Here is a 20354-nt window from a genome sequence, read left to right on the forward strand (position 1 = left end):
ATGGCGAAATTGGGGATCAGGGACATACCTTGGAGTTACCTGCGCTGATGTTTCACGTTATCCACAAGATGCGGGCGGCCGTGCGAAAAATCAACGTCTGCGCGGCCCGCATTGCACCTTCCATGAAAAAGGCCAGCGCAAGGCTGGCCCGGGCAGTGGCTGGAGAGCACGTTTTTACTCGGCCGCACGCGCTCTGCGGCGGCGTGTGGCAATCGCCAATGCGCCCAGGGCGGCAGACAGCGTTGCCAGCGCACCGGCGCCCAGGGTGGGTACGGGCGCGGCGCCATTGACGGGTGGCACGGCCCCCTGCGCGATGATGCTGGTTTGCGCGGTGTTGTTGAGGAGCGCAGCGTCCACCTCACCGGTCACACCCGTCACGACCGCATCCACGCTGTAGGTACCCGGTGCCGAAACGGTCACGGGGATGTTCAGTGGCCCTATGCTGCCGCCAGGGGCAATCGGGCCGCCTGCAGTGGCCAGGTTGCAGGTCACCTGCTGGGGCGTTGCCGCCGTACAGCCAGCAGGCAGGCTGGCGCCCGCCGTCACCTGCACGTTGGTGGGCAGGGTGACGGTGAGCGTGCCATCAGCCACATCGCCAGCAGCGCCGTTGTTGGCGACCTGTACCGCCAGCACCTGGGGGGTGCCCACGCCAAAGGGTGCTGCAGGCCCGCTGATGGCCGGTACGGCGTCCGGCGCCAGGGCCAGCGCGGTGATGCTGGTCTGGGCCGTGTTGTTGAGCAAGGCGGCGCCGGTCTCGCCGGTCACGCCCGCCACGGTCACATCCACGTTGTAGGTGCCGGGGGCCGAAACAGTGACGGGAATGCTCAGCGGCCCCAGGGTGGCGCCAGGGGCAACCGGGCCCATGCCTGCGGCAGCCAGGTCGCAATTGACCTGCTGTGGCGATACGGCAGTACAGGCGGCTGGCAGGCCGTTGCCGGCCTGCACATTGGCGGGCAGGTTGATGGTGAGCGTGCCGTCGGCCACATTGCCGCTGCCGCCCTGGTTGGACAGGTTGACGGCCAGTGTCTGTGGTGTGCCTACATAGAAGGGGGCGGCCGGTCCGCTGACGGCGGGAACGGCATCGGGCGCCAGCGGCTTGGGGCAGCCTGCGACGGTCTGCGGCAGGCCCCAGCGGCTGGTGACGCCTGCGGGCAATGCGATATTGCCCCGTGCAAATCCAATGTTGGCAACCAGCGCTTCGTCTGGATTGGCAATGCGGGTGAGCGATGGGTTGTTTGCCTCGTGAGCGATCCACATGGCACCATCCGGCCCACGCCGCACATGGCCGCCGCCCCGAATATCCCCGGTAACGCCGACGGATTCTTCACTGGCCTTGATCGTCGCAGCATCCCCGGTGCTCACGTCATAACGGTACAACTGGCCCGGGTAGATGTTCGATACGTACAGGTATTTGCCGCTGGGCGAAAAATCGGCTGCATACGCCGAGCCTGTGGTGCCTGCGTGCCAGCTGGCGATTTCGGTGGCCTGGCCGGTTTGCGCATTGAAGCGCATGGTCCGGACGATGTTGCTGGAGTTTGAACCCTGAACACTGGTTGCAACAGCGAACTGTGTCAGATCCTTGTTGAAATAGATGCTACCAAAGAGGTTGCCGACGTCTTCCGACAATGTGGAGACCACCGGAGCGCCCACAGGCCCGTTGCTGTCAAACAGTTGTGCAACCAGGTTTCGGGTGCCATAGCTGGTCGTCATCACCCAATAGCCGGTGCCGTCGCTATTGGGCACGGCAGAAAGGGTTTCGTTGCTGGAAATGCCGCCGGGAACGGTGATGTTCTTGCTCGTCACCGCGCCCAAGCCGCCATTGGCGGTCATATCCACTATCGAGTACAGCAGGGTGCCAGGAATGCCAGCAGCCGCCCCCGAAGTAGCGACCACGAAGTATTTGCCCGGTACATCTGGTGCGGCAAAGGCCACCACCACCTGTACAGCGCTCAGGTTGCCAGTGATGCCGCTGCCATTGGCCATGACTACCTGGTTGCGGTTGTAGACACTGCCTTCACCGACCCAGAACTGCAAGGTGCCATTGGCGTCAGTTACGACGGTGGAGCCTTCCTGCACGTTGGACACGGTAGCCGGACTGGCCGTGATGGTGGGCAGCGCAGTGCCGGACACGCCAAAATCCATTGCGATCTTGTTGCCGGCAAACCAGTATCGTTCTGTTGCGCGCACCTGAGTAGGTGTGCAGTTTTGTAAGGGGTTGGTGCCGGTTTGGGCCCAGGCCTGGGTGGCAGCCACGCCCAGCAAGGCCAGCGGCAGGACTTTTTGCAAAAATTTCATGGATTCCTCTCCGTTTTTCGTGAGCCGACCACCATGCGTCTTGAAAACGCTATTTGTGCGATCGCTTACTTATTGAGTAAATTTATTTCTAAATAATTTTATGTTAATAATTAATTTCATAAAATTAATTAACAATTCTTATAAATAGGACCGAATGACAAAAGCATCCACGCGGTTCAAGTCGCCATGCACCTACGCGGGCAGGGGCCTCGTGGGCTGGCCGATAATTGATGAAGTTGCCTTATGCATGCATGCCGGTTCCGGTCATGCAGCCTGTCTGTCCTGTGAACCGCTCCTTGTCCCCTGAACACCTCCACCCCGCTGCTGCTGCGCCGTTTTCCGAGCGCGACTTTCGTGATGCGCTGGGTCGCTTTGCCACCGGCGTGGCGGTGGTGACGGCGCTGGCGCCCGACGGCGCGAAGGTGGGGCTGACGATCAGTTCGTTCAACTCGGCATCGCTGGCGCCGCCCCTGGTGCTGTGGAGCCTGATGAAGACGGCCACCTCGATGCCGGTGTTCGAGGCCGTGAGCCACTATGTGGTGAATGTGCTGGGCGCGCCGCAAAAGGAGCTGGCGCTGCAGTTCAGCCGCAAGGGCGTGGACCGCTGGGCGGGGGTGGACTGGCAGCAGGGCGCCAGCGGCCTGCCTGTGCTCGATGGCGCGATTGCCACGTTTGAATGCAGAAGCCGCAGCCGCCACGATGCAGGCGACCATGTGATTCTGGTGGGCGAAGTCGAGCACTGCAGCTACCGGACCGGCGTGGCGCCGCTGCTCTACCATGGCGGGCAGTTCTATACCGAGCAGCTGCTCTGACGGTTCCGCATCTAGGCATTTCAAAAACAAAACCCGTAGGCGGTAACCGCTGCGGGTTTTGGTGTTTTTGGCCTCTGACGCTTTACCAGTAGGCACTATGTGCTATTGAAACGATAGTTATTTTTCGACAAAGGCGCGTTCGACGACGAAGTCGCCAGGGGTGGAGGTGTTGCCTTCCTTGAAGCCGCGCGATTCGAGCAGTTCCTTGAGTTCGGCCAGCATGGCAGGGCTGCCGCAGAGCATGACGCGGTCGGTGTCGGGGTTCAACTCGGGCAGGCCGATGTTTTGGGGGAAGGTGCCGGCATTGATCTGGTTGGAGATGCGGCCCTGGTTGCGGAAAGGCTCGCGCGTGACCGTGGGGTAGTAGATCAGCTTGTCCTTGACGATTTCGCCCAGGAATTCGTGGTTGGGCAGGTCTTCCTCCAGCAGCTGCTGGTAGGCGAGCTCCTGCACCTGGCGCACGCCGTGCACGACGACCACTTTCTCGAAGCGCTCATAGGTTTCGGGATCGCGCGCCACCGACAGCCAGGGTGCCAGGCCCGTGCCGGTGCCGATCAGGTACAGGTTCTTGCCGGGCAGCAGGTAATCCACCAGCAGGGTGCCGGTAGGCTTCTTGCCGACGATGATGGTGTCGCCCACCTGGATGTGCTGCAGCTTGCTGGTGAGCGGGCCGTTGTCCACCTTGATCGACAGGAACTCCAGGTGCTCTTCATAGTTGGGGCTGGCGATGGAGTAGGCGCGCAGCAGGTTCTTGCCGTCGACCTTGAGGCCGATCATGGTGAAGTGGCCGCTGGAGAAGCGCAGCGCCGGGTCGCGCGTGGTGGTGAAGGAAAAGAGGCGATCGGTCCAGTGGTGGACGGAGAGGACACGTTCTTCGAGAAAAGCGCTCATGACAATGCAGGTTCAAAAATGGCTGCTGCAAAGGGCGCGAAGATGGCGCTGCGGCAGTCTGGGTTGGTCTTGGAGCATGCGGAAGATCTTCTGGCGCCATTGCTGAGGATCGGAACACGCCCTGCTATATCTATAAACGCTATTGTTCACTATTCATACAACTTAAACGTCATATGGGCATATCGTCGTGTTCATATCAGGGGCTTCACCGCTCTGGGCGCGGGTCGCGCGTGGCCGCTTGACTGTGGAATTTTCCGCACACCCCGCCGCTGGTCCGCACTTGCGGCGAAAATAGCCCGCCAAAGGCGTGCCCGGCTTTGTGGGGTGGCGCAGGACCGGTTCTTTGAGTTCAGGAGACTTATCCCATGACAACCCGTTTGGCAATGCGTGCTGTGGCCTGGTCCGCAGCCCTGGTGTGTTCGGCTGGTGCCCATGCAGAAGGCACCATCAAGATCGGCGAGATCAACAGCTACAAGAACCAGCCTGCGTTTCTGGAGCCCTACAAGCGCGGCATGGAGCTGGCGATTGACGAGGTGAACCAGGCGGGCGGCGTGGGCGGCAAGAAGCTGCAGCTGATCACCCGTGACGACAACGCCAACCCCGGCGATACCGTGCGCGTGGCCGAAGAGCTGATCGCACGCGAGAAGGTCGACGTGCTGGCGGGTGGCTTTCTGTCGAACACCGGCATGGCGCTGACCGATTTTGCCAAGCAGAAGAAGTTCTTCTACCTGGCCACCGAGCCGCTCACCGACAAGATGGTGTGGAGCAATGGCAATGCCTATACCTTCCGCCTGCGGCCATCGACCTATATGCAGGTGTCGATGCTGGTGGAAGAGGCCTTGAAGCTGAAGAAGAAGCGCTGGGCACTGGTCTACCCCAACTACGAATACGGCCAGTCGTCGGTCGCCACCTTCAAGGCCAAGATGAAGGCGGCGCAGCCCGATATCGAATTCGTGACCGAACAGGCCACGGTGCAGGGCAAGGTCGACGCGGGCAGCGTGGTGCAGGCGCTGGCCGACGCCAAGCCCGACGCCATCTTCAACGTGCTGTTTGCCACCGACCTGACCAAGTTCGTGCGCGAAGGCAATACGCGCGGCCTGTTCAAGGACCGCCCGGTGGTGAGCGTGCTGAGCGGCGAGCCCGAGTACCTGGATGCCTTGAAGAGCGAAACGCCCGATGGCTGGATTGTGACGGGCTACCCGGTGCACACGCTCAAGACGCCCGAGCACAAGGCTTTCTTCGACGCCTACCAGGCCAGGTACAAGGATTACCCGCGCCAGGGATCGGTGGTGGGCTATGCGGGCATCAAGTCGCTGGCCGAAGGTATCAGGAAGGCGGGCAGCACCGAGACCGAGGCGCTGGTCAAGGCCTTCGAGGGGCTGGAAGTGGTTTCGCCCTTTGGCAAGATCACCTGGCGCGCCCAGGATCACCAGTCGACCATGGGCGCCTACGTGGGCCGGCTCAAGAAAGTGAAGGGCAAGGGCGAACTGGTGGACTATGTGTACCGCGATGGCAAGGATTACCTGCCTTCGGACGAAGAGGTGAAAAAGCTGCGGCCGAATCCATGAAGCACTTCCTGTGCCGCTGCGCGGCGGCGCTTCCTCGCTGTTTCGCAGATCGTGAAATATCCTCTCCCTGTGGCGCTGCACGCGCTCCAGCCCCTGCTGTGCGATATGGCGTGGCTGGGAAGCGGGTGGCATGAGCTTTTCCGGCCTGTTGGTTCAATTGCTGGGTGGTCTGGCTGGGGCCTCGTCGCTGTTTCTGGTGGCGGCGGGCCTGTCGCTGATCTTTGGCGTGTGCCGCATCGTCAACTTCGCCCATGGCTCGTTCTACATGGTGGGGCTGTATGCCGCCTATGCCATTGCCGAGGCGCTGCTGCCGCTGGCAACCTGGGGCGAAGGCTGGGCGTTCTGGCTGTCTATTCCGCTCGCTGCCCTCGGGGTGGGGCTGCTGGGTGCGGTGGTGGAGGTGGTGCTGCTGCGCCGCATCTACAAGGCGCCAGAGCTTTTTCAGCTGCTGGCCACGTTTGCGCTGGTGCTGGTCATCAAGGACGCGGTGCTGTGGCTGTGCGGGCCCGATGAGCTGCTGGGTCCGCGTGCGCCGGGCCTGGGCGGCGCGGTCGATATCCTGGGTCGGGCCTTTCCTTCTTATGACCTATTTTTGATAGCGGCTGGGCCAATGGTACTGGGTGCTACCTGGCTTTTATTGCACAAGACGCGCTTTGGCATGCTGGTGCGCGCCGCCACCCAGGACCGGGAGATGGTGGGCGCGCTGGGCGTGCGTCAGGCCTGGCTGTTCACCGCAGTGTTTGCCTTGGGCGCGGCGCTGGCGGGCCTGGGCGGCGCGCTGCAACTGCCGCGCGAGCCCGCCACGCTGGAGCTGGATCTGCAGACCATCGGCTCAGCCTTCGTGGTGGTGGTGGTGGGCGGCATGGGATCGCTGACGGGTGCCTTTGTGGCCGCGCTTCTGGTGTCAGTGGTCAAGGCCGTTTGCGTGTGGCTGGGCGTGGTACAGATTGCCGGGGTGAATGTCGCCTTTCCGCAGCTGACCCTGATGGTGGATTTTCTGGTGATGGCCGTGGTGCTGGTGGTGCGGCCCTGGGGCCTGTTTGGCAAGCCGCAGGCGGCTAGCCGCGTGCAGGGCCTGCGCGAGCGACCCCTGCACCCGCTGCAGCCGGCGTTCTGGGCTGCGGGTGGGGTATTGTTGCTGGGTCTGCTGGCGCTGCCGTGGGTGGTGGGAGCCGATTCGTACACGCTGGTGCTCCTGGTCGATCTGCTGATTGCCGCCCTGTTTGCCGTGAGCCTGCATTTCCTCATGGGCCCGGCGGGCCTGCACTCGTTTGGCCACGCGGCCTACTTTGGCCTGGGGGCCTATGGCGCGGCCCTGCTGCTGTCGGCGCTGCATTTGCCCATGGAACTGGCGCTGCTGCTGGCGCCCCTGGCCGCTGCCGCAGGCGGCCTGCTGTTTGGCTGGTTTGCCGTGCGGCTGACCGGGGTGTACTTTTCCATGCTGACCCTGGCCTTTGCGCAGATCACCTGGGCCACCACCTTCCAGTGGGATTCCGTCACCGGCGGCAGCAATGGCATGACGGGCGTGTGGCCCGCCGCCTGGCTGGAAGACAAGCGCTGGTTCTACCTGCTGACGCTGGCGCTGGTGGCCGCAGGCGTGCTGTGGCTGTGGCGCGTGCTGTATGCCCCGCTGGGCTATGCGCTGCGGGCCGGGCGCGATTCACCGCTGCGGGCCGAGGCGATTGGCATTCCGGTTGCCAAGGTGCAATGGCTGGGCTTTGTGCTGGCTGCGGGCGTGGCCGGTCTGGCGGGCGCGCTGTTTGCTTTTTCCAAGGGCAGCATCTCGCCGGAAACCATGTCGGTGGCCAAATCCGTTGATGGGCTGGTGATGGTGCTGCTCGGCGGTGTGCAGACCCTGGTGGGCCCGGTGGTGGGCGCGTTCAGCTTCACGTGGCTGCACGATGTGCTGGCCCGCAATACCGACTACTGGCGCGCGGCGCTGGGCGGCGTGATTTTGCTGCTGGTGCTGATCTTCCCGCAGGGCATTGCAGGCTACGCGGCGCAGTGGAGCGCCTGGTGGAAAGCGCGGAGCGAGGCCACGCTTCGCTAGCGCGAGGCAAGGCTTGCCAGCGCCAGATTGGCGATGGCCGCCGCCGCTGGCGTGGCCCGGCCATGGGCCACCTGGGCGAACAGCTCGGTAGCCATCTGCCCCACGCAACGGCCCGCTTGCCATACGGGCATGGAAAGCGGCAGCAAGGTGATGTTCTGCTGCGCCTGCGCCATGAAGGGATCGGCCGAGGCGACGCGCTCCACGCGCCATTGCGCATCCACATGCAGGGCGTCGGCGGCTGCGGGCTCCACTGGGATGACATCTGTCAATTGCAGCATCTGGTAGCGGGCAGGGTGCGCTGTTTGGTCCAGCGCGGCGCGCAGCATGCTTTGCACACATTCCGCCACCGCCGGTGTGGGCTGGATGGCATTGTGCAGAAATGCAAAGCCGGCCTGCGCCTCATCCGTGCTGTGCCATAGGCCTGCGCCTGTATCGCCGCGCTGCTGCACGCGCGCACTGTTGCCGCAGCCGATCTGGCCCAGTGCATTGATGGCAATCAAGCCTGCATCGGCCTGGGGGTGGGCAGCCAGCACCTGATCGACGGCTGCCTGGGGGTGCAGGCCGGTGGCCAGCAGGGCGAGCACACGCTGGTTCAGCGGCTCCTGGTGGATGGCGCCGGGGCGGTTGGGCAGGCGGTGCCCGGTGACCAGGCCCACGCCGTCGCGCCCCGGCAGAAACTGCATGAGCGGCTCGGGCCGCTCTGGCCCGCTGGTGATGACTGCGGCGTGCGTGGCTGCCAGCCATGCAGGCGGAATCTGCAGCGCCGTGATGCCGCCTTGCTGGCCCCAGCAGTGGTGCGCCTGGCCAGCCGCGTCAATGACCGCAAATACCGCAAAGCCGCCGATCTCGCCCCGGCCCAGCAGTTCCGCCGCGATTACCGCCTGCCGCACGGCGGCGCCCGCCTGTGGCCCGTGGGCCGCGATTCCTAAGGTCATTCCACCCCTGCCATGGTGTGTACAAAGCGCAGATCATCGCAAAGAACGGCGGGGCTGAACAGCAGGCGCTGCCCTTAGAACGTGTTTACATGCGCCGAGGCCAGAAAAAACGCCCTGGGCGTATGGCCGCAGGGCGCTGGTGGTGGCTTGGGAATGGATCGCTGTCAGAGGCGCCTCAGGCGCCGCAGGCCTTGCTGCCCTTGGCGGCGTGCATGCCCTTGGCCTTGGCGTCGGCCTCGCTCATGTATTCGCCATTCTTCGTAGTGCCGTAGTAGCGGTCGCCCTGGCAGTGGTAGACCTTGGTGTTGTTGTTGGCCCAGACCTTGCCTGCGCCGCCGCCGGGGGCTGCGGTCTTGGCGGGCGCCGGTACTGCTCCTGCCTTGGGAGCGGCTGCCGCAGGTGCAGCCGCTGCTGGCGCTGCTTTTGCCGCTGCTGCGGGTGCAGCGCTGGCGCCACCGCTCTTGTCAATGCCTTTGTGGCCCTTGCATGCGCCCTTGGAGGTTTCTGCCTGCACGCTGGTGCCATCCTTGCACAGGAAGGTCTGCATGGCTGCAGCGGGTTTGGCGGCGGCAGCGGGCGCCGCAGCGGCGGCCGGGGTTTGTGCAAAGGCGGCGGCGGTGCCGCACAGGGCGACGGTGGCGATCCAAGCTTTCCATGTATTGCGCATAAAGCACTCCTGTTATCGGTGTGAAGGCTGTTGACTGCCAGGTGCTGGACAATTGCCGCACCCAAAGGCTATGCCATGCTGCGCCTGTGGCGTGCAAAAAACAAGTGCAGGCGAGATGTGCGCCGACAGGCGGCTGTCACTTGTTTGCAGTTGGCGACACGGCGGCAGGTGTGGCAAGGCCGGGATACAGGGTCTGCAGCCCCTGCTGCAGGCATTCGCCCAGCAGCAGTTGCAGCGATTGCAGGTGGGCGCTGCGGGTGGCATCGGCCATGGGCGCATCCTTTTCCTGCGCGCCGATGGCCGCCCACAGCGCCTGCCACTGGCTGGCATGGGCCTGCACGGCAGCCTGCACGGCGTCGTTCCACTGTGCGGGTGCGCCGGGGCTGGTATAGCGGCCACGCCCCCGGCCAAAATGCGATATCACCACGTACTTGAGCAGTGCCTGGCTGGCCAGCGCCGTCAGATAGTCGGGCGACAGGCGAAAGCGTTGTTCCTCCTGGTCAAACACCTTGTTGGCACCCCAGGCAGCGCCGGCAAAGGTGATGGCGCCCACCAGTGCGCCCACCAGTGCGCCTGCGCCCAGCGTCATGCCGCCGGCCACCATGTCGGCGCCCAGGCCGGTGGCAGCGCCCGCCGTGACTGCGCCCCACAGACTGGCGCTTTGCGGGTCGATGGGGGTGCTGATCTTGAGCTGGTCCTTGAGCTGCTGCTGGATCTGGCTGGCGGCCTGGCCGTCGAGATGATGCAGCGCAAGCAGGGTTTGCGTGCTGGCAATGTCGGCCTGCTGCAGAGACTGCGTGAGCCGCTGCATGGCAGCAGCCTGCTGCGGGTTGATGGCGTCGTCGGCGGCGGGTTTGCCGCGCACCGCCTGGGTGACCTGGGTCAAGGTATTGCCGAGCTTGCCCCAGGCGCGCTGCCACAGCTTGCTGTCTTCGGCCTCGGCCACTTCCTGCGCGGCTGCGGCATGCAGCAATTGTTCGGCCAGCGCCTGCAGGCTGGCGGATTCGCGCTGCCGCTGGGCGCTGGCGCGCTCGTGCAGCAGGCGCAGGTACGCGGGTTGCTTGGCATCGGGCAGCAGCGGTGTGATTCGCTCCAGCACCTGCTTTTCGTGCCACCAGCTGCGGGTGAAGGCGTCCAATACCTGCACGCCTTTGACGGTGCCTGCAAACTCGGCCGTCGCCGCGCGCCAGCGCTGCAGGTCGGCGGCCGTCTGCGCGGCAGAGGTGTCGCTACCGATCTGGTTGAGCAGCACCAGCACGGGTTTGTCCATCCACTGCAGGATACGCATTTCACTGGCCCAGTAGCCGGCGTCCTGCGGGTCCTCGGCAGCGTTCACCAGGTAGAGCATCACATCGGCATGGTCGCGCGCGGCCAGTAGGGCGCGCTGGCTCATGTAGAAGGGCTTGTCGCGCCAGCGGTCCCACACATTCGACAGGAACCAGCCCAGCGGATTGCCTTGCTGGCGCAGGCGGTTGTAGAGGCGCAGAGAATCGCCAAAGCCCGGTGTGTCCCACAGCCACAGCGTATCGCCCTGGGCCGTGCGCTGCAGCAGGTAGCGCTGCGATTCACTGGTGACGTGGGCGGCATCCTGGATTTCGCCCACATCGCCCTCCACCAGCGTGCGGGCGAGCGTGGTCTTGCCGATGTTGGTGTGCGACAGCAGGCACCACTGGATGGATTGATCGTTGTTGGTGGAGGAGGGCGTTGCGGTATCTGCGGTCATGGATGAATACTACAAAATCAGGAGCTGGTGGCGCTGATCAGGTGTGCGGTAAAGCCATTCTGCCTTGCGAAATCTTGCCACAGGGCTTCGCGCTCCTGCAGACGCCGGGGCGCGCCGCTGTTGCGCGCGGCGAAGTCGGCGGTCCACAGCCACAGCTGGCTGCTGCTGCCATGCCGCCGGTGCAGTTGGGCCAGCAACTCTGCGTGGATTTCGGCCTCGGGCGTGGCGGCCAGGTTGACCAGCAGCACCGTCTGGGCGGGCGCAGCCGTGCCCATGTCGGGCAGCGCAGCGCCATAGGCGAGGCCGGGGCGCCAGGTGATGCCGGCCCCTGCGCCGTAAAGCGTGGCGGCATGGTGCTCCACGGCAACCTTGCGCTGGGGGGTGATTTCCATGCTGTAGGGCACGATCACCAGTTGCGTGGCCAGGCCGCCAAAATCGCGCTGCAGGCTGGCAAAGTAGGGCTGGTTCAGCGGCAATGCCATGTGGCTGGCCAGCCAGCGCCCGCGCAGGCCCTGCCACAGCGCCAGCAAGAGGCGCGGCACGATCACCAGCACGGCCAGCAGCGCGGTATAGGCCCAGACCCAGCGCTCGCCAACGCCCATGGTTGGCAGCTGCGCCCCGGTGGCCGCTGGGCGGTCATTGCTCACCCAGCCCTGCAGGGGCTGGATATCGGACAGGCTCCAGGGGCTGGTCAGCTGCAGCCACTGTGTGGGGGCAAACAGGGCGTTCAGCCATTGCTGCACCTGGGCGGCAGACAGGAAGGTACTCTCCCAACCCACCTGGTATTCCCGTGTCAGCCCGGTGATCCACAGCGATGCGAGCGCCCCTGCGGCCATGGCCGCCGCACCCAGGTGCAGCCACAGCAGCCACTGCGCATGGCGCGCGGGCCGGCTGATCTGCCACCAGTTGCGCTCAAAGGCCAGCGCCATCCGGCGCAGGGTGGTGCCGCGCAGCCCCGGCATGGCCTTGCCACGCAGGCGCTGCAGCCAGCCGGGCGGGCCGTCGCCGGGCTTGCCACTGTCTGCAGGGGCGCTTTGGGCGGGTTGCAGAACCGCGGTGGCCTGGCGGCGCGGCCGGGCCAGGCGCAGCGCGCCGTGCAGCACCGTCCACAGATACACCAGCAGATTCCACAGCACGATGCCCAGGAGCGAGAGCGACAGCAGATCGACCCGGTGCGGATCGGTGATGCGGTGGCTGACGAAACCCGCCACCAGCGCCCCGATCAGGATGGCGGCAGGCGCCCAGCGCGCCATGGCGGGAGGCGCCTGCCACAACTGCCGTACATCGGCGGGCAGGTTGCTGGCGGCAATGATGCGCGCTGCCCGCGTCTGCAGGAACTGCCCGAACGCGGCCTGGCCGGCCCTGCCTTCGGTGGCGGGCTGGCCCAGCGCATGCAGCACCTCCTGCGTGATGGCCTCGCGCCGTGCGGCATCGGGCAGGGCGTCGCTTGGGGCAGCGGTTTCCATGGCGTGGGCAAAAACGATGTCGCGAACGGCGTCAGCTTTCATGGGGCTATTGTGGCATCGGGAAAACCTGCAAGGTTTTCGCCTTTGCGCTGTGGTATCAACGATGGTTAACCCAGCCATTTCCACCAAAGAGAGAGACAAAGGATGACGACCATGCAATTTGCGCCCATGCCCGATGCGGACGGTTTTTTTGGCGACTATGGCGGCCAGCTGGTGCCGCCGCATCTGAAGCAGGCGATGGACGACATCTCCCAGGCCTACGACAAGATCGTGCAGCGCCAGGATTTTCAGGATGAGCTGCAGCACCTGTTCCAGGATTACGTGGGCCGGCCCAGCCCCATCTTCCACGCCCGGCGCCTGTCCGAGCAGCTGGGCGGCGCGCAGATTCACTTGAAGCGCGAAGACCTCAACCACACCGGCGCCCACAAGATCAACCATTGCCTGGGCGAGGCGCTGCTGGCCAGGTTCATGGGCAAGACCAAGGTGATTGCCGAAACCGGCGCGGGCCAGCATGGCGTGGCGCTGGCCACCGCCTGCGCGCTGGTCGGTATTCCATGCGAAATCCACATGGGGCAGGTCGATATCGAAAAAGAGCACCCCAACGTCACCAAGATGCGTATCCTGGGCTGCAAGCTGGTGGCGGTGACGCGTGGGCAGGCCACCTTGAAGGACGCGGTGGACAGCGCGTTTGAAGAGTACCTGAAGGACCCGACCAACTTTCTGTATGCGATCGGCTCGGTCGTCGGCCCGCACCCCTTTCCCAAGATGGTGCGCGATTTCCAGTCGATTGTGGGCCGCGAGGCGCGCGAGCAGTTCCAGGCGAGGCACGGCAGGCTGCCTGACTACGTGACAGCCTGCGTGGGCGGAGGCTCCAACGCCATGGGCATCTTCACGGCGTTCCTCAATGACGCAGGCGTGAAGCTTGTCGGTGTGGAGCCCGCAGGCGAGGGCGTGGACAGGCCCGGCAAGCATGCTGCCACCCTGTCGGTGGGCAAGCCTGGCGAAATCCACGGCATGAAATGCTATGTGCTGGAAAACGCCGACGGCTCGCCTGCTGCCGTGCACAGCATTGCCTCGGGGTTGGATTACCCGGGTGTGGGGCCGCAGCACAGCTACCTCAAGGACATCGGCCGTGTCGACTACCAGGCGGTGGACGACAAGGAGTGCCTGAACGCCTTCATGACACTCTCGCGCGTCGAAGGCATCATTCCTGCACTGGAAAGCTCCCACGCGGTGGCCTGGGCCATGCGCATGGCGCCCACGCTGGGCAAGGGCGCGAACATTCTGGTCAACCTGTCCGGGCGGGGCGACAAGGACGCGGACTACGTCGCCCAGAAGCTGGGGTTGTAATGGCGGCAGCGCAGGGCGCTGTATACAGAACACCGATGATGGGGAGCCGAAAGGCTCCCTTTTTTCATGGTCCGTCTGTCGCGGACGCTACAGCAAATACACAAGAGGTATTTGGATATGTGAAATTAGTATTTGTATTATGCATACTGAAGGCTTCAAAATTCAGTTTTTGCATTCAACACGATGGAACTCCGTCAGCTCGAGGCTTTTGCGGCCGTGATCTCCACCGGCAGCGTGACTGCCGCAGGGCGCCTGCTGGGCCGCTCACAGCCCGCCATCAGCCGCCTGGTGCAGGAGCTGGAGCAGGAGATTGGCTACGCGCTCTTCAGCCGCAACGGCCCGCGTGTCACGCCTACCGAGCAGGGCTTTCTGCTGTATGAGGACGTCGCCCATGCGCTGCAGAGCCTGCAGCACATCCGCCAGCGCGCCAGCGAGATCGCGCAGGGCAGCCAGCGGCCCCTGAACCTTCTGGCCACGCCAGCCCTGGCTGCCGGCCTGGTGCCGCAAGCGCTGGCGCAGATGGGGGCAGAAGCTGCAGACAGCATCTCGCACATCCGGGTGCGCAGCGCTTCGCCCGAGCAGGTGGCGCACGGCGTGCTCACCGGTGCGGCCCAGATGGGCGTGAGCAGCCTGCCGCTCGAGCATCGCGGCCTGCAGGTGCACTGGATCGGCCGTGCCGCCTGCGTGGCGGTGCTCCCGCAGGGCGACCCGCTGGCAGACCTGGAGGTGGTGCCGCTGGCAGCCCTGGCCGACCGCCGGCTCATCACCATGACCAACCCCTACCGCTTGCGCGGCCGGCTGGACGATGCCTTTGCGGCAGCGCGCCCGGGCGCGCAGCGCGGCAAGACCCAGTTCATGGAAACCAATGCCTCGGTCAACGCCATTGCTGCCGTGCGTGCCGGCCTGGGCGTATCGGTGCTGGAGCCGGTCACTGCGCTGGGCCTGCCGCTGCAAGGCGTGGTGGTGCGCCCGCTCGATACCGAGATTCCCTTTCTCTTCGGCGTGGTCACCCAGCAGGCCGCGCCCTGCACACCGGCGATGGATGCGCTCTGCCAGACCCTGACCGATGTGGCGCAGCGCCTGCTGCCGGGTTTTGTATTGCACGACGCGCGCGACCATGCAGCGCTATTGGAAGAAATGCTGCCGCCCGGCCAGCTGCCAGCGCCTGCCGCCCAAGAATCCTCTGAGAACCACGAATGACACACGACACCATACTGCCGCCCCAGGGGCTGGACGCGCTCGAAGCCCGGGTGCACCAGGACCTGGCCTGGCTTGACCTGCCCGCCAAGGACTGGGTGCCCGAGACCATGCTGAACGGCGAGCCCGTGCTGCCGGTGGCCATCATCGGCGGCGGCATGTCCGGCATGGCTGCCTGCGCGGCGCTGCGCTTCATGGGCGTGCAGGCCGAGATTTTCGACCAGTCGCCTGCAGGCTTTGAAGGCCCTTGGGCCACCACGGCGCGCATGGAAACCCTGCGCTCGCCCAAGCAGCTCACCGGCCCGGCGCTGGGCAAGCCTTCGCTCACCTTCCGCGCCTGGTTCGAGTCGCAGTTCGGGCTGGAGGCCTGGGATGCGCTCGACAAGATTCCGCGCCTGCAGTGGATGGACTACCTGCGCTGGTTCCGCAAGGTGTTGGCGCTGCCCGTGCACAACGCGCACCGCGTGCTGGCCGTGCGCCCGCGCGGTGATGGCGTGGTGCAGCTCGATCTGCACAGCCCCGAAGGTGAGCGCACTGTGTTTGCCCGCCACGTGGTGCTGGCCACCGGGCGCGACGGCCTGGGCGGTGCCTACGTGCCCGCGTTCGCAGGCGACCTGCCGCGCGAGCGCTGGGCGCATTCGTCCGACACGATGGACTACCACCAGCTCGCTGGCAAGCGCGTGGGCGTGGTGGGGGCGGGTGCCTCGGCCATGGACAGCGCCGCCACGGCGCTGGAGAGCGGCGCAGCCAGTGTGGAGCTGCTGATCCGCCGCAGCGACATTCCGCGCGTGAATAAGGGCAAGGGTGCGGGCAGTCCCGGCCTTACCCACGGCCACCTGCGCCTGCCAGACGCATGGAAATGGAAGATTCGCCACTACATCAATGTGCAGCAGGTGCCTCCGCCACGCGGCAGCACGCTGCGCGTGTCCCGCAACGCCCATGCCCATTTCAACCTGGGTACGGCCATTGAGCGCATGGAGTGGACGGGCGAGGAGATTCGCGTGCATACCTCCAAGGGGGTGTTCCACCTGGATTTCGTGATCTTCTCCACCGGTTTTCGCATCGACTGGACGTCGCGCAGCGAATTTGCGCCCTTTGCCGCCCATGTGCGCAACTGGAGCGACCGTTTCGAGCACCCGCAAGGGGAAGACGACCAGGAACTGGCCGACTCGCCCGACCTGGGGCCCGCCTTCGAGCTGCAACCCAAAACGCCAGGCGCCTGCCCGGGTCTGGAGCGCATCCACGCGTTCTCTTACCCTGCTGCGCTCACGCACGGCACCGTCTCGGGAGATATTCCGGCCATCAGCGTGGGCGCAGAGCGCCTCGCGCAAGGCATTGCGAGCACGCTCTACGCCGAGGATGTGGAGTGGCACTTCGAAAAGCTGCAGGCTTTCAGTGAGCCGGAGGTGTTTGGCGACGAGTGGACGGCCGCACTGCCGCCCGCGCAGCGCACCGTGGAAGAGAGCACGTCATGATCGGCTGGCTGCTGCGCCGTGTTGCGCAGGCCCTGGTGGTGGTGCTGTTGATGACGGTGATCGTCTTTGTGGGCCTGCACGCCATCGGCAACCCGGTGGACATCCTCATCGGCCAGGATGTGGATCAGGTCGAGCGCGCGCGCATCATTGCCGAGCTGGGGTTTGACCAGCCGCTGTGGCGCCAGTACCTGGGCTTTCTGAATGGTGCGCTGCACGGCAACCTGGGCGCGAGCTTCGTCTACAACGTGCCGGCCATCCAACTCATCCTGCAGCGCTTGCCCGCCACGCTGGAGCTGGCCATTGCGGCGCTGATACTGGCCGTGCTGCTGGGCGTGCCGCTGGGTCTCTTCGCCGGGCTGTATCCGGAGAACTGGTTTTCCAAATCCATCATGGCGGGCAGCATCGTGGGCTTTTCGCTGCCCACGTTCTGGGTCGGCCTGATGCTGATCATGACCTTCAGCGTGTCGCTGGGCATGCTGCCGTCCAGCGGGCGTGGCCAGACCGTGGAATTTCTGGGCGCACAGTGGTCGTTCCTCACGCTCGATGGCCTGCGTCACATGCTGCTGCCGGCCATCAACCTGTCGCTGTTCAAGATTTCGCTGGTGATCCGCCTCACACGGGCTGGCGTGCGCGAAGTGCTGCCGCAGGACTGGGTGAAGTTTGCGCGCGCCAAGGGCCTCTCGCCGATGCGTGTGGTGGGCATGCACGTGCTGCGCAACACACTGATTCCGCTGGTGACGGTGTTGGGCCTGGAGCTGGGCTCCACCATCGCCTTCGCCGTGGTCACCGAAAGCATCTTTTCCTGGCCCGGGGCTGGCAAGCTCATTCTCGACAGCATCAACGCACTGGACCGCCCCGTGATCGTTTCCTACCTCGTGGTGGTGGTGTGCCTCTTCGTCACGCTCAACCTGATCGTAGACATCCTCTACAAGGTGCTCGACCCGCGCGTGCGCCTGGAGACCGCCGCATGAGCCACAGTGCCAACCTCACTTCTGCTGCCGCCCCCGTGCGCCAGCCCTCGCCATGGCGCGAGCACATGGCCGATTTCATGGCATCGCGCCTGGCGGTCTTCGGCCTGGTGGTAGCCGTGGTGCTGATTCTGGCTGCGCTCGTGGCGCCCTGGATCACTCCGCAGAACCCCTATGACCTGCAGCAGCTCGATGTGCTCGATGCTCGCCTGCCACCGGGGTCGCCCAACGGCCTGGACACCTTCCGCTACATGCTGGGCACCGACGGCCAGGGACGCGATCTGTATTCCGCCATTCTGTACGGCCTGCGCATCAGCCTGATGGTGGGCGTGGGCTCCGCGCTCATCGCGGGCGTGGTGGGCACGCTGCTGGGCCTGCTGGCTGCGTATGCCGGTGGGCGAACCGACACCATCATCATGCGGCTGGTCGACCTGATCCTCTCCTTCCCCTCCATCCTGGTGGCGATGATGATCCTGGCCTACCTTGGCAAGGGCGTGGGGAACGTGGTGCTCACGCTGGTGATCCTGGAGTGGGCCTACTACGCCCGCACGGCACGCGGCCAGGCGCTGGTGGAGCGCAGGCGCGAATATGTCGAAGCCGCGCGCTGCCAGGACATTCCCGGCTGGCGCATCATGGTGCGCCACATCCTGCCCAACTGCCTGCCGCCGCTGATCGTCATCGGCACGCTGCAGATTGCCCGCGCCATCACGCTGGAGGCCACGCTGAGCTTTCTGGGCCTGGGCGTGCCGGTGACCGAGCCCTCGCTCGGCCTGCTCATCTCCAACGGCTACCAGTTCATGCTGTCGGGCCAGTACTGGATCAGCTTCTATCCGGGCATTGCCCTGCTGGTCACCATCGTCGCCATCAACCTGGTGGGCGACCGCCTGCGCGACGTGCTCAACCCGAGGAACACACGATGAGCAGCACGCCCACCCTGCAGGTGCGCAACCTGCGCACCGAATTCGACACCCGCGCAGGTGTACTGCGCGCGGTGAACGATGTGTCGTTCACGCTGGAGCGTGGCCGTATCCTGGGCCTTGTGGGCGAGTCCGGCTCGGGCAAGTCCGTAACGGGCTTTTCCATCATGGGCCTGGTCGATGCCCCGGGCCGCGTGAGCGGTGGCGAGGTGCTCTTCCAGGGCCGCGACATCTCCAGGCTGCCCGCACGCGAGCTGCGCGCCCTGCAGGGCAACCGCATCGCGATGATCTTTCAGGACCCGATGATGACGCTCAACCCCGTGTTGCGCGTGGACACGCAGATGATCGAGGCCGTGCGCGCCCATACCAGCGTGAGCCGGGCGCAGGCCCGCGAGCGCGCCCGCGAGACGCTGGCCATGATGGGCATTCCCAGCCCCGATGAGCGCCTGCAGGCCTACCCGCACCAGCTCTCGGGCGGCATGCGCCAGCGCGTGGCCATTGCGATTGCCATGCTGCACCGGCCGGATCTGATCATCGCGGACGAGCCCACCACGGCGCTGGATGTGACCATTCAGGCGCAGATACTCTCCGAAGTGCAGAAGCTCGCGCGCCAGCACGGCACCTCGCTGATCTGGATCACGCACGATCTGTCGGTGGTGGCGGGCCTTGCCGACGAAGTGGCTGTGATGTACGCAGGCCGCATTGTCGAGCAGGGCGATGTGGACGCGGTGCTCGACCGGCCCCTGCACCCTTACACCGCAGGCCTCATCGGCAGCCTGCCTGCCAACAACCGGCGCGGCACACGCCTGCAGCAGATTCCCGGCATGACCCCCAACCTGCTGCATCTGCCAGCGGGCTGTGCATTCGCCGCCCGCTGCGCACGCGCCACTGGTGCCTGCACGGTGCAGCCCGAGCAGACCGAACCGGTCGCAGGCCGCCTGGTGCGGTGCTTTCATCCGGCGCTGGAGCAGCACGCATGAGTACTTCTGTGACGAATTCCCCAATCCCAGTCACCACGCCCGTGGTGGAGCTGCGCCAGATCAGCAAGCGCTTTGGCGAGCAGCCACCGGGCCTGGCAGGCCGTGTGCTGCAAGGCCTGGGGCTGGAAAAACCCCATCCCGTGACGCGTGCGGTCGACCATGTCGACCTCATCGTGCGCCCTGGCGAAGTGGTGGGCCTGGTCGGTGAATCGGGTTGCGGCAAATCCACGCTGGGCCGCATTGCGGCGGGCCTGCTGCCTGCTTCGGATGGCGAAGTGCTGTTCGATGGCAAGCCGATCGGCAGCATGAGTGCCCAGGAGCGCCACGCGGTGCGCCTGAAGATCCAGATGATTTTTCAGGACCCCTACGCCAGCCTCAACCCGCGCCTGCGTGTGGACGAGATCGTGGGCGAGGGCGCGCGCATCCACGGACTGGTGGACAAGGCGGGCTTTGATGACTACGTGTGCGCGCAGATGGAGCGCGCCGGGCTCGACCCGGCCCTGCGCAGCCGCTATCCGCACCAGTTCAGCGGCGGCCAGCGCCAGCGCATCGGCATTGCACGCGCGCTGGCCGTGCAGCCCACCATGCTGGTGTGCGACGAGGCCGTGGCCGCGCTGGATGTGTCGATCCAGGCGCAGATCCTGAACCTGTTCATGGACCTGCGCGAGCAGCTGCATCTCACCTATCTGTTCATCAGCCACGACCTGGGCGTGGTCGAGCACATCTCCGACCGCGTGGTGGTGATGTACCTTGGCCGTGTGATCGAGTCGGCGCCTGTCGAAGAACTCTTTGCGCGGCCCAACCATCCGTACACCCAGGCCCTGCTGGCGGAGGTGCCCAACATGAATGCACGGCATCGCACCTATTCGGCCATCCAGGGAGAAATCCCCAGCCCGCTCAACCCGCCCGGTGGCTGCCACTTTCACCCCCGCTGCCCGCGCGCCATGGCGCGCTGCAAGGTGGAGGCACCGCAGCTCAAGGGCATTGCCATCCAGCACCTGAGCGCCTGCCACCTCAACGACGCGGCCTGAAGGCCGCCTGCAGCGCCCATCGCCATTCC

General features: G+C 65.3%; 16 protein-coding genes. 10 read left to right on the plus strand and 6 right to left on the minus strand.

Annotated elements, in window-relative coordinates; genetic code table 11:
* Nucleotides 1-174: 174 nt before the first annotated feature.
* A complete protein-coding gene (locus ACH2DG_RS11945; protein WP_395026350.1) occupies nucleotides 175-2295 on the minus strand; it encodes an IPTL-CTERM sorting domain-containing protein in 2121 nt (706 codons plus the stop codon).
* 266 nt (nucleotides 2296-2561) lie between these two features.
* Here ACH2DG_RS11945 and ACH2DG_RS11950 point away from each other — a divergent pair, with 266 nt between their 5' ends.
* Complete coding sequence (locus tag ACH2DG_RS11950; protein WP_395026351.1) at nucleotides 2562-3107, plus strand: flavin reductase family protein; 546 nt, start codon at nucleotides 2562-2564, stop codon at nucleotides 3105-3107.
* Between the two features lie 117 nt (nucleotides 3108-3224).
* On the opposite strand, the gene ACH2DG_RS11955 is transcribed toward ACH2DG_RS11950, so the two are convergent.
* The gene (locus tag ACH2DG_RS11955; RefSeq protein ID WP_395026352.1) at nucleotides 3225-3998 is read right to left on the minus strand and encodes a ferredoxin--NADP reductase; all 774 of its coding nucleotides are present in this window, start codon (nucleotides 3996-3998) and stop codon (nucleotides 3225-3227) included.
* Between the two features lie 365 nt (nucleotides 3999-4363).
* Between ACH2DG_RS11955 and ACH2DG_RS11960 the strand changes: the two genes are divergently transcribed.
* On the plus strand, nucleotides 4364-5566 hold the full coding sequence (locus tag ACH2DG_RS11960; protein WP_395026353.1) for an ABC transporter substrate-binding protein: 1203 nt from the start codon (nucleotides 4364-4366) through the stop codon (nucleotides 5564-5566).
* A 130-nt stretch (nucleotides 5567-5696) separates the two neighbouring features.
* A complete protein-coding gene (locus tag ACH2DG_RS11965; protein WP_395026355.1) occupies nucleotides 5697-7616 on the plus strand; it encodes an ABC transporter permease in 1920 nt (639 codons plus the stop codon).
* Here the strand turns inward: ACH2DG_RS11965 and ACH2DG_RS11970 are convergent.
* The 4 genes from ACH2DG_RS11970 to ACH2DG_RS11985 all read right to left on the minus strand — a co-directional run bounded on the left by ACH2DG_RS11970 (nucleotide 7613) and on the right by ACH2DG_RS11985 (nucleotide 12449).
* The gene (locus tag ACH2DG_RS11970; protein ID WP_395026356.1) at nucleotides 7613-8551 is read right to left on the minus strand and encodes a DUF6963 family protein; all 939 of its coding nucleotides are present in this window, start codon (nucleotides 8549-8551) and stop codon (nucleotides 7613-7615) included. The genes ACH2DG_RS11965 and ACH2DG_RS11970 overlap by 4 nt on opposite strands.
* Before the next feature lie 175 nt (nucleotides 8552-8726).
* On the minus strand, nucleotides 8727-9218 hold the full coding sequence (locus tag ACH2DG_RS11975) for a hypothetical protein (RefSeq protein WP_395026357.1): 492 nt from the start codon (nucleotides 9216-9218) through the stop codon (nucleotides 8727-8729).
* Nucleotides 9219-9354: 136 nt separating this feature from the next.
* On the minus strand, nucleotides 9355-10941 hold the full coding sequence (locus ACH2DG_RS11980) for a DUF3482 domain-containing protein (RefSeq protein ID WP_395026359.1): 1587 nt from the start codon (nucleotides 10939-10941) through the stop codon (nucleotides 9355-9357).
* A 17-nt stretch (nucleotides 10942-10958) separates the two neighbouring features.
* Nucleotides 10959-12449 carry a DUF2868 domain-containing protein gene (locus ACH2DG_RS11985; protein WP_395026361.1) on the minus strand — a complete coding sequence of 497 codons (1491 nt, stop codon included), beginning with the start codon at nucleotides 12447-12449 and terminating at the stop codon, nucleotides 10959-10961.
* A gap of 102 nt (nucleotides 12450-12551) precedes the next feature.
* Between ACH2DG_RS11985 and trpB the strand changes: the two genes are divergently transcribed.
* From trpB to ACH2DG_RS12020, 7 genes are all read left to right on the plus strand, one after another.
* Entirely contained in the window at nucleotides 12552-13757 is a 1206-nt protein-coding gene (gene trpB / locus ACH2DG_RS11990; protein WP_395026362.1) for a tryptophan synthase subunit beta, read from the plus strand.
* A 183-nt stretch (nucleotides 13758-13940) separates the two neighbouring features.
* Complete coding sequence (locus tag ACH2DG_RS11995; RefSeq protein WP_395026364.1) at nucleotides 13941-14957, plus strand: LysR family transcriptional regulator; 1017 nt, start codon at nucleotides 13941-13943, stop codon at nucleotides 14955-14957.
* Nucleotides 14954-16429, plus strand: coding sequence for an NAD(P)-binding domain-containing protein (locus ACH2DG_RS12000; protein WP_395026366.1), 1476 nt, complete (start codon nucleotides 14954-14956; stop codon nucleotides 16427-16429). Before ACH2DG_RS11995 ends, ACH2DG_RS12000 begins: the two co-directional genes overlap by 4 nt.
* Complete coding sequence (locus tag ACH2DG_RS12005) at nucleotides 16426-17400, plus strand: ABC transporter permease (protein ID WP_395026368.1); 975 nt, start codon at nucleotides 16426-16428, stop codon at nucleotides 17398-17400. The genes ACH2DG_RS12000 and ACH2DG_RS12005 overlap by 4 nt, the downstream gene beginning before the upstream one ends.
* Nucleotides 17397-18317, plus strand: a complete 921-nt coding sequence (locus ACH2DG_RS12010; RefSeq protein WP_395026369.1) for an ABC transporter permease — start codon at nucleotides 17397-17399, stop codon at nucleotides 18315-18317. Before ACH2DG_RS12005 ends, ACH2DG_RS12010 begins: the two co-directional genes overlap by 4 nt.
* Nucleotides 18314-19294, plus strand: a complete 981-nt coding sequence (locus tag ACH2DG_RS12015; RefSeq protein WP_395026370.1) for an ABC transporter ATP-binding protein — start codon at nucleotides 18314-18316, stop codon at nucleotides 19292-19294. The genes ACH2DG_RS12010 and ACH2DG_RS12015 overlap by 4 nt, the downstream gene beginning before the upstream one ends.
* Complete coding sequence (locus ACH2DG_RS12020) at nucleotides 19291-20325, plus strand: ABC transporter ATP-binding protein (RefSeq protein ID WP_395026372.1); 1035 nt, start codon at nucleotides 19291-19293, stop codon at nucleotides 20323-20325. The genes ACH2DG_RS12015 and ACH2DG_RS12020 overlap by 4 nt, the downstream gene beginning before the upstream one ends.
* The last annotated feature ends 29 nt before the right edge of the window (nucleotides 20326-20354 follow it).

It is taken from the genome of Comamonas odontotermitis (assembly GCF_040396735.1).
Classification (GTDB): Bacteria; Pseudomonadota; Gammaproteobacteria; order Burkholderiales; family Burkholderiaceae_C; genus Comamonas; species Comamonas odontotermitis_C.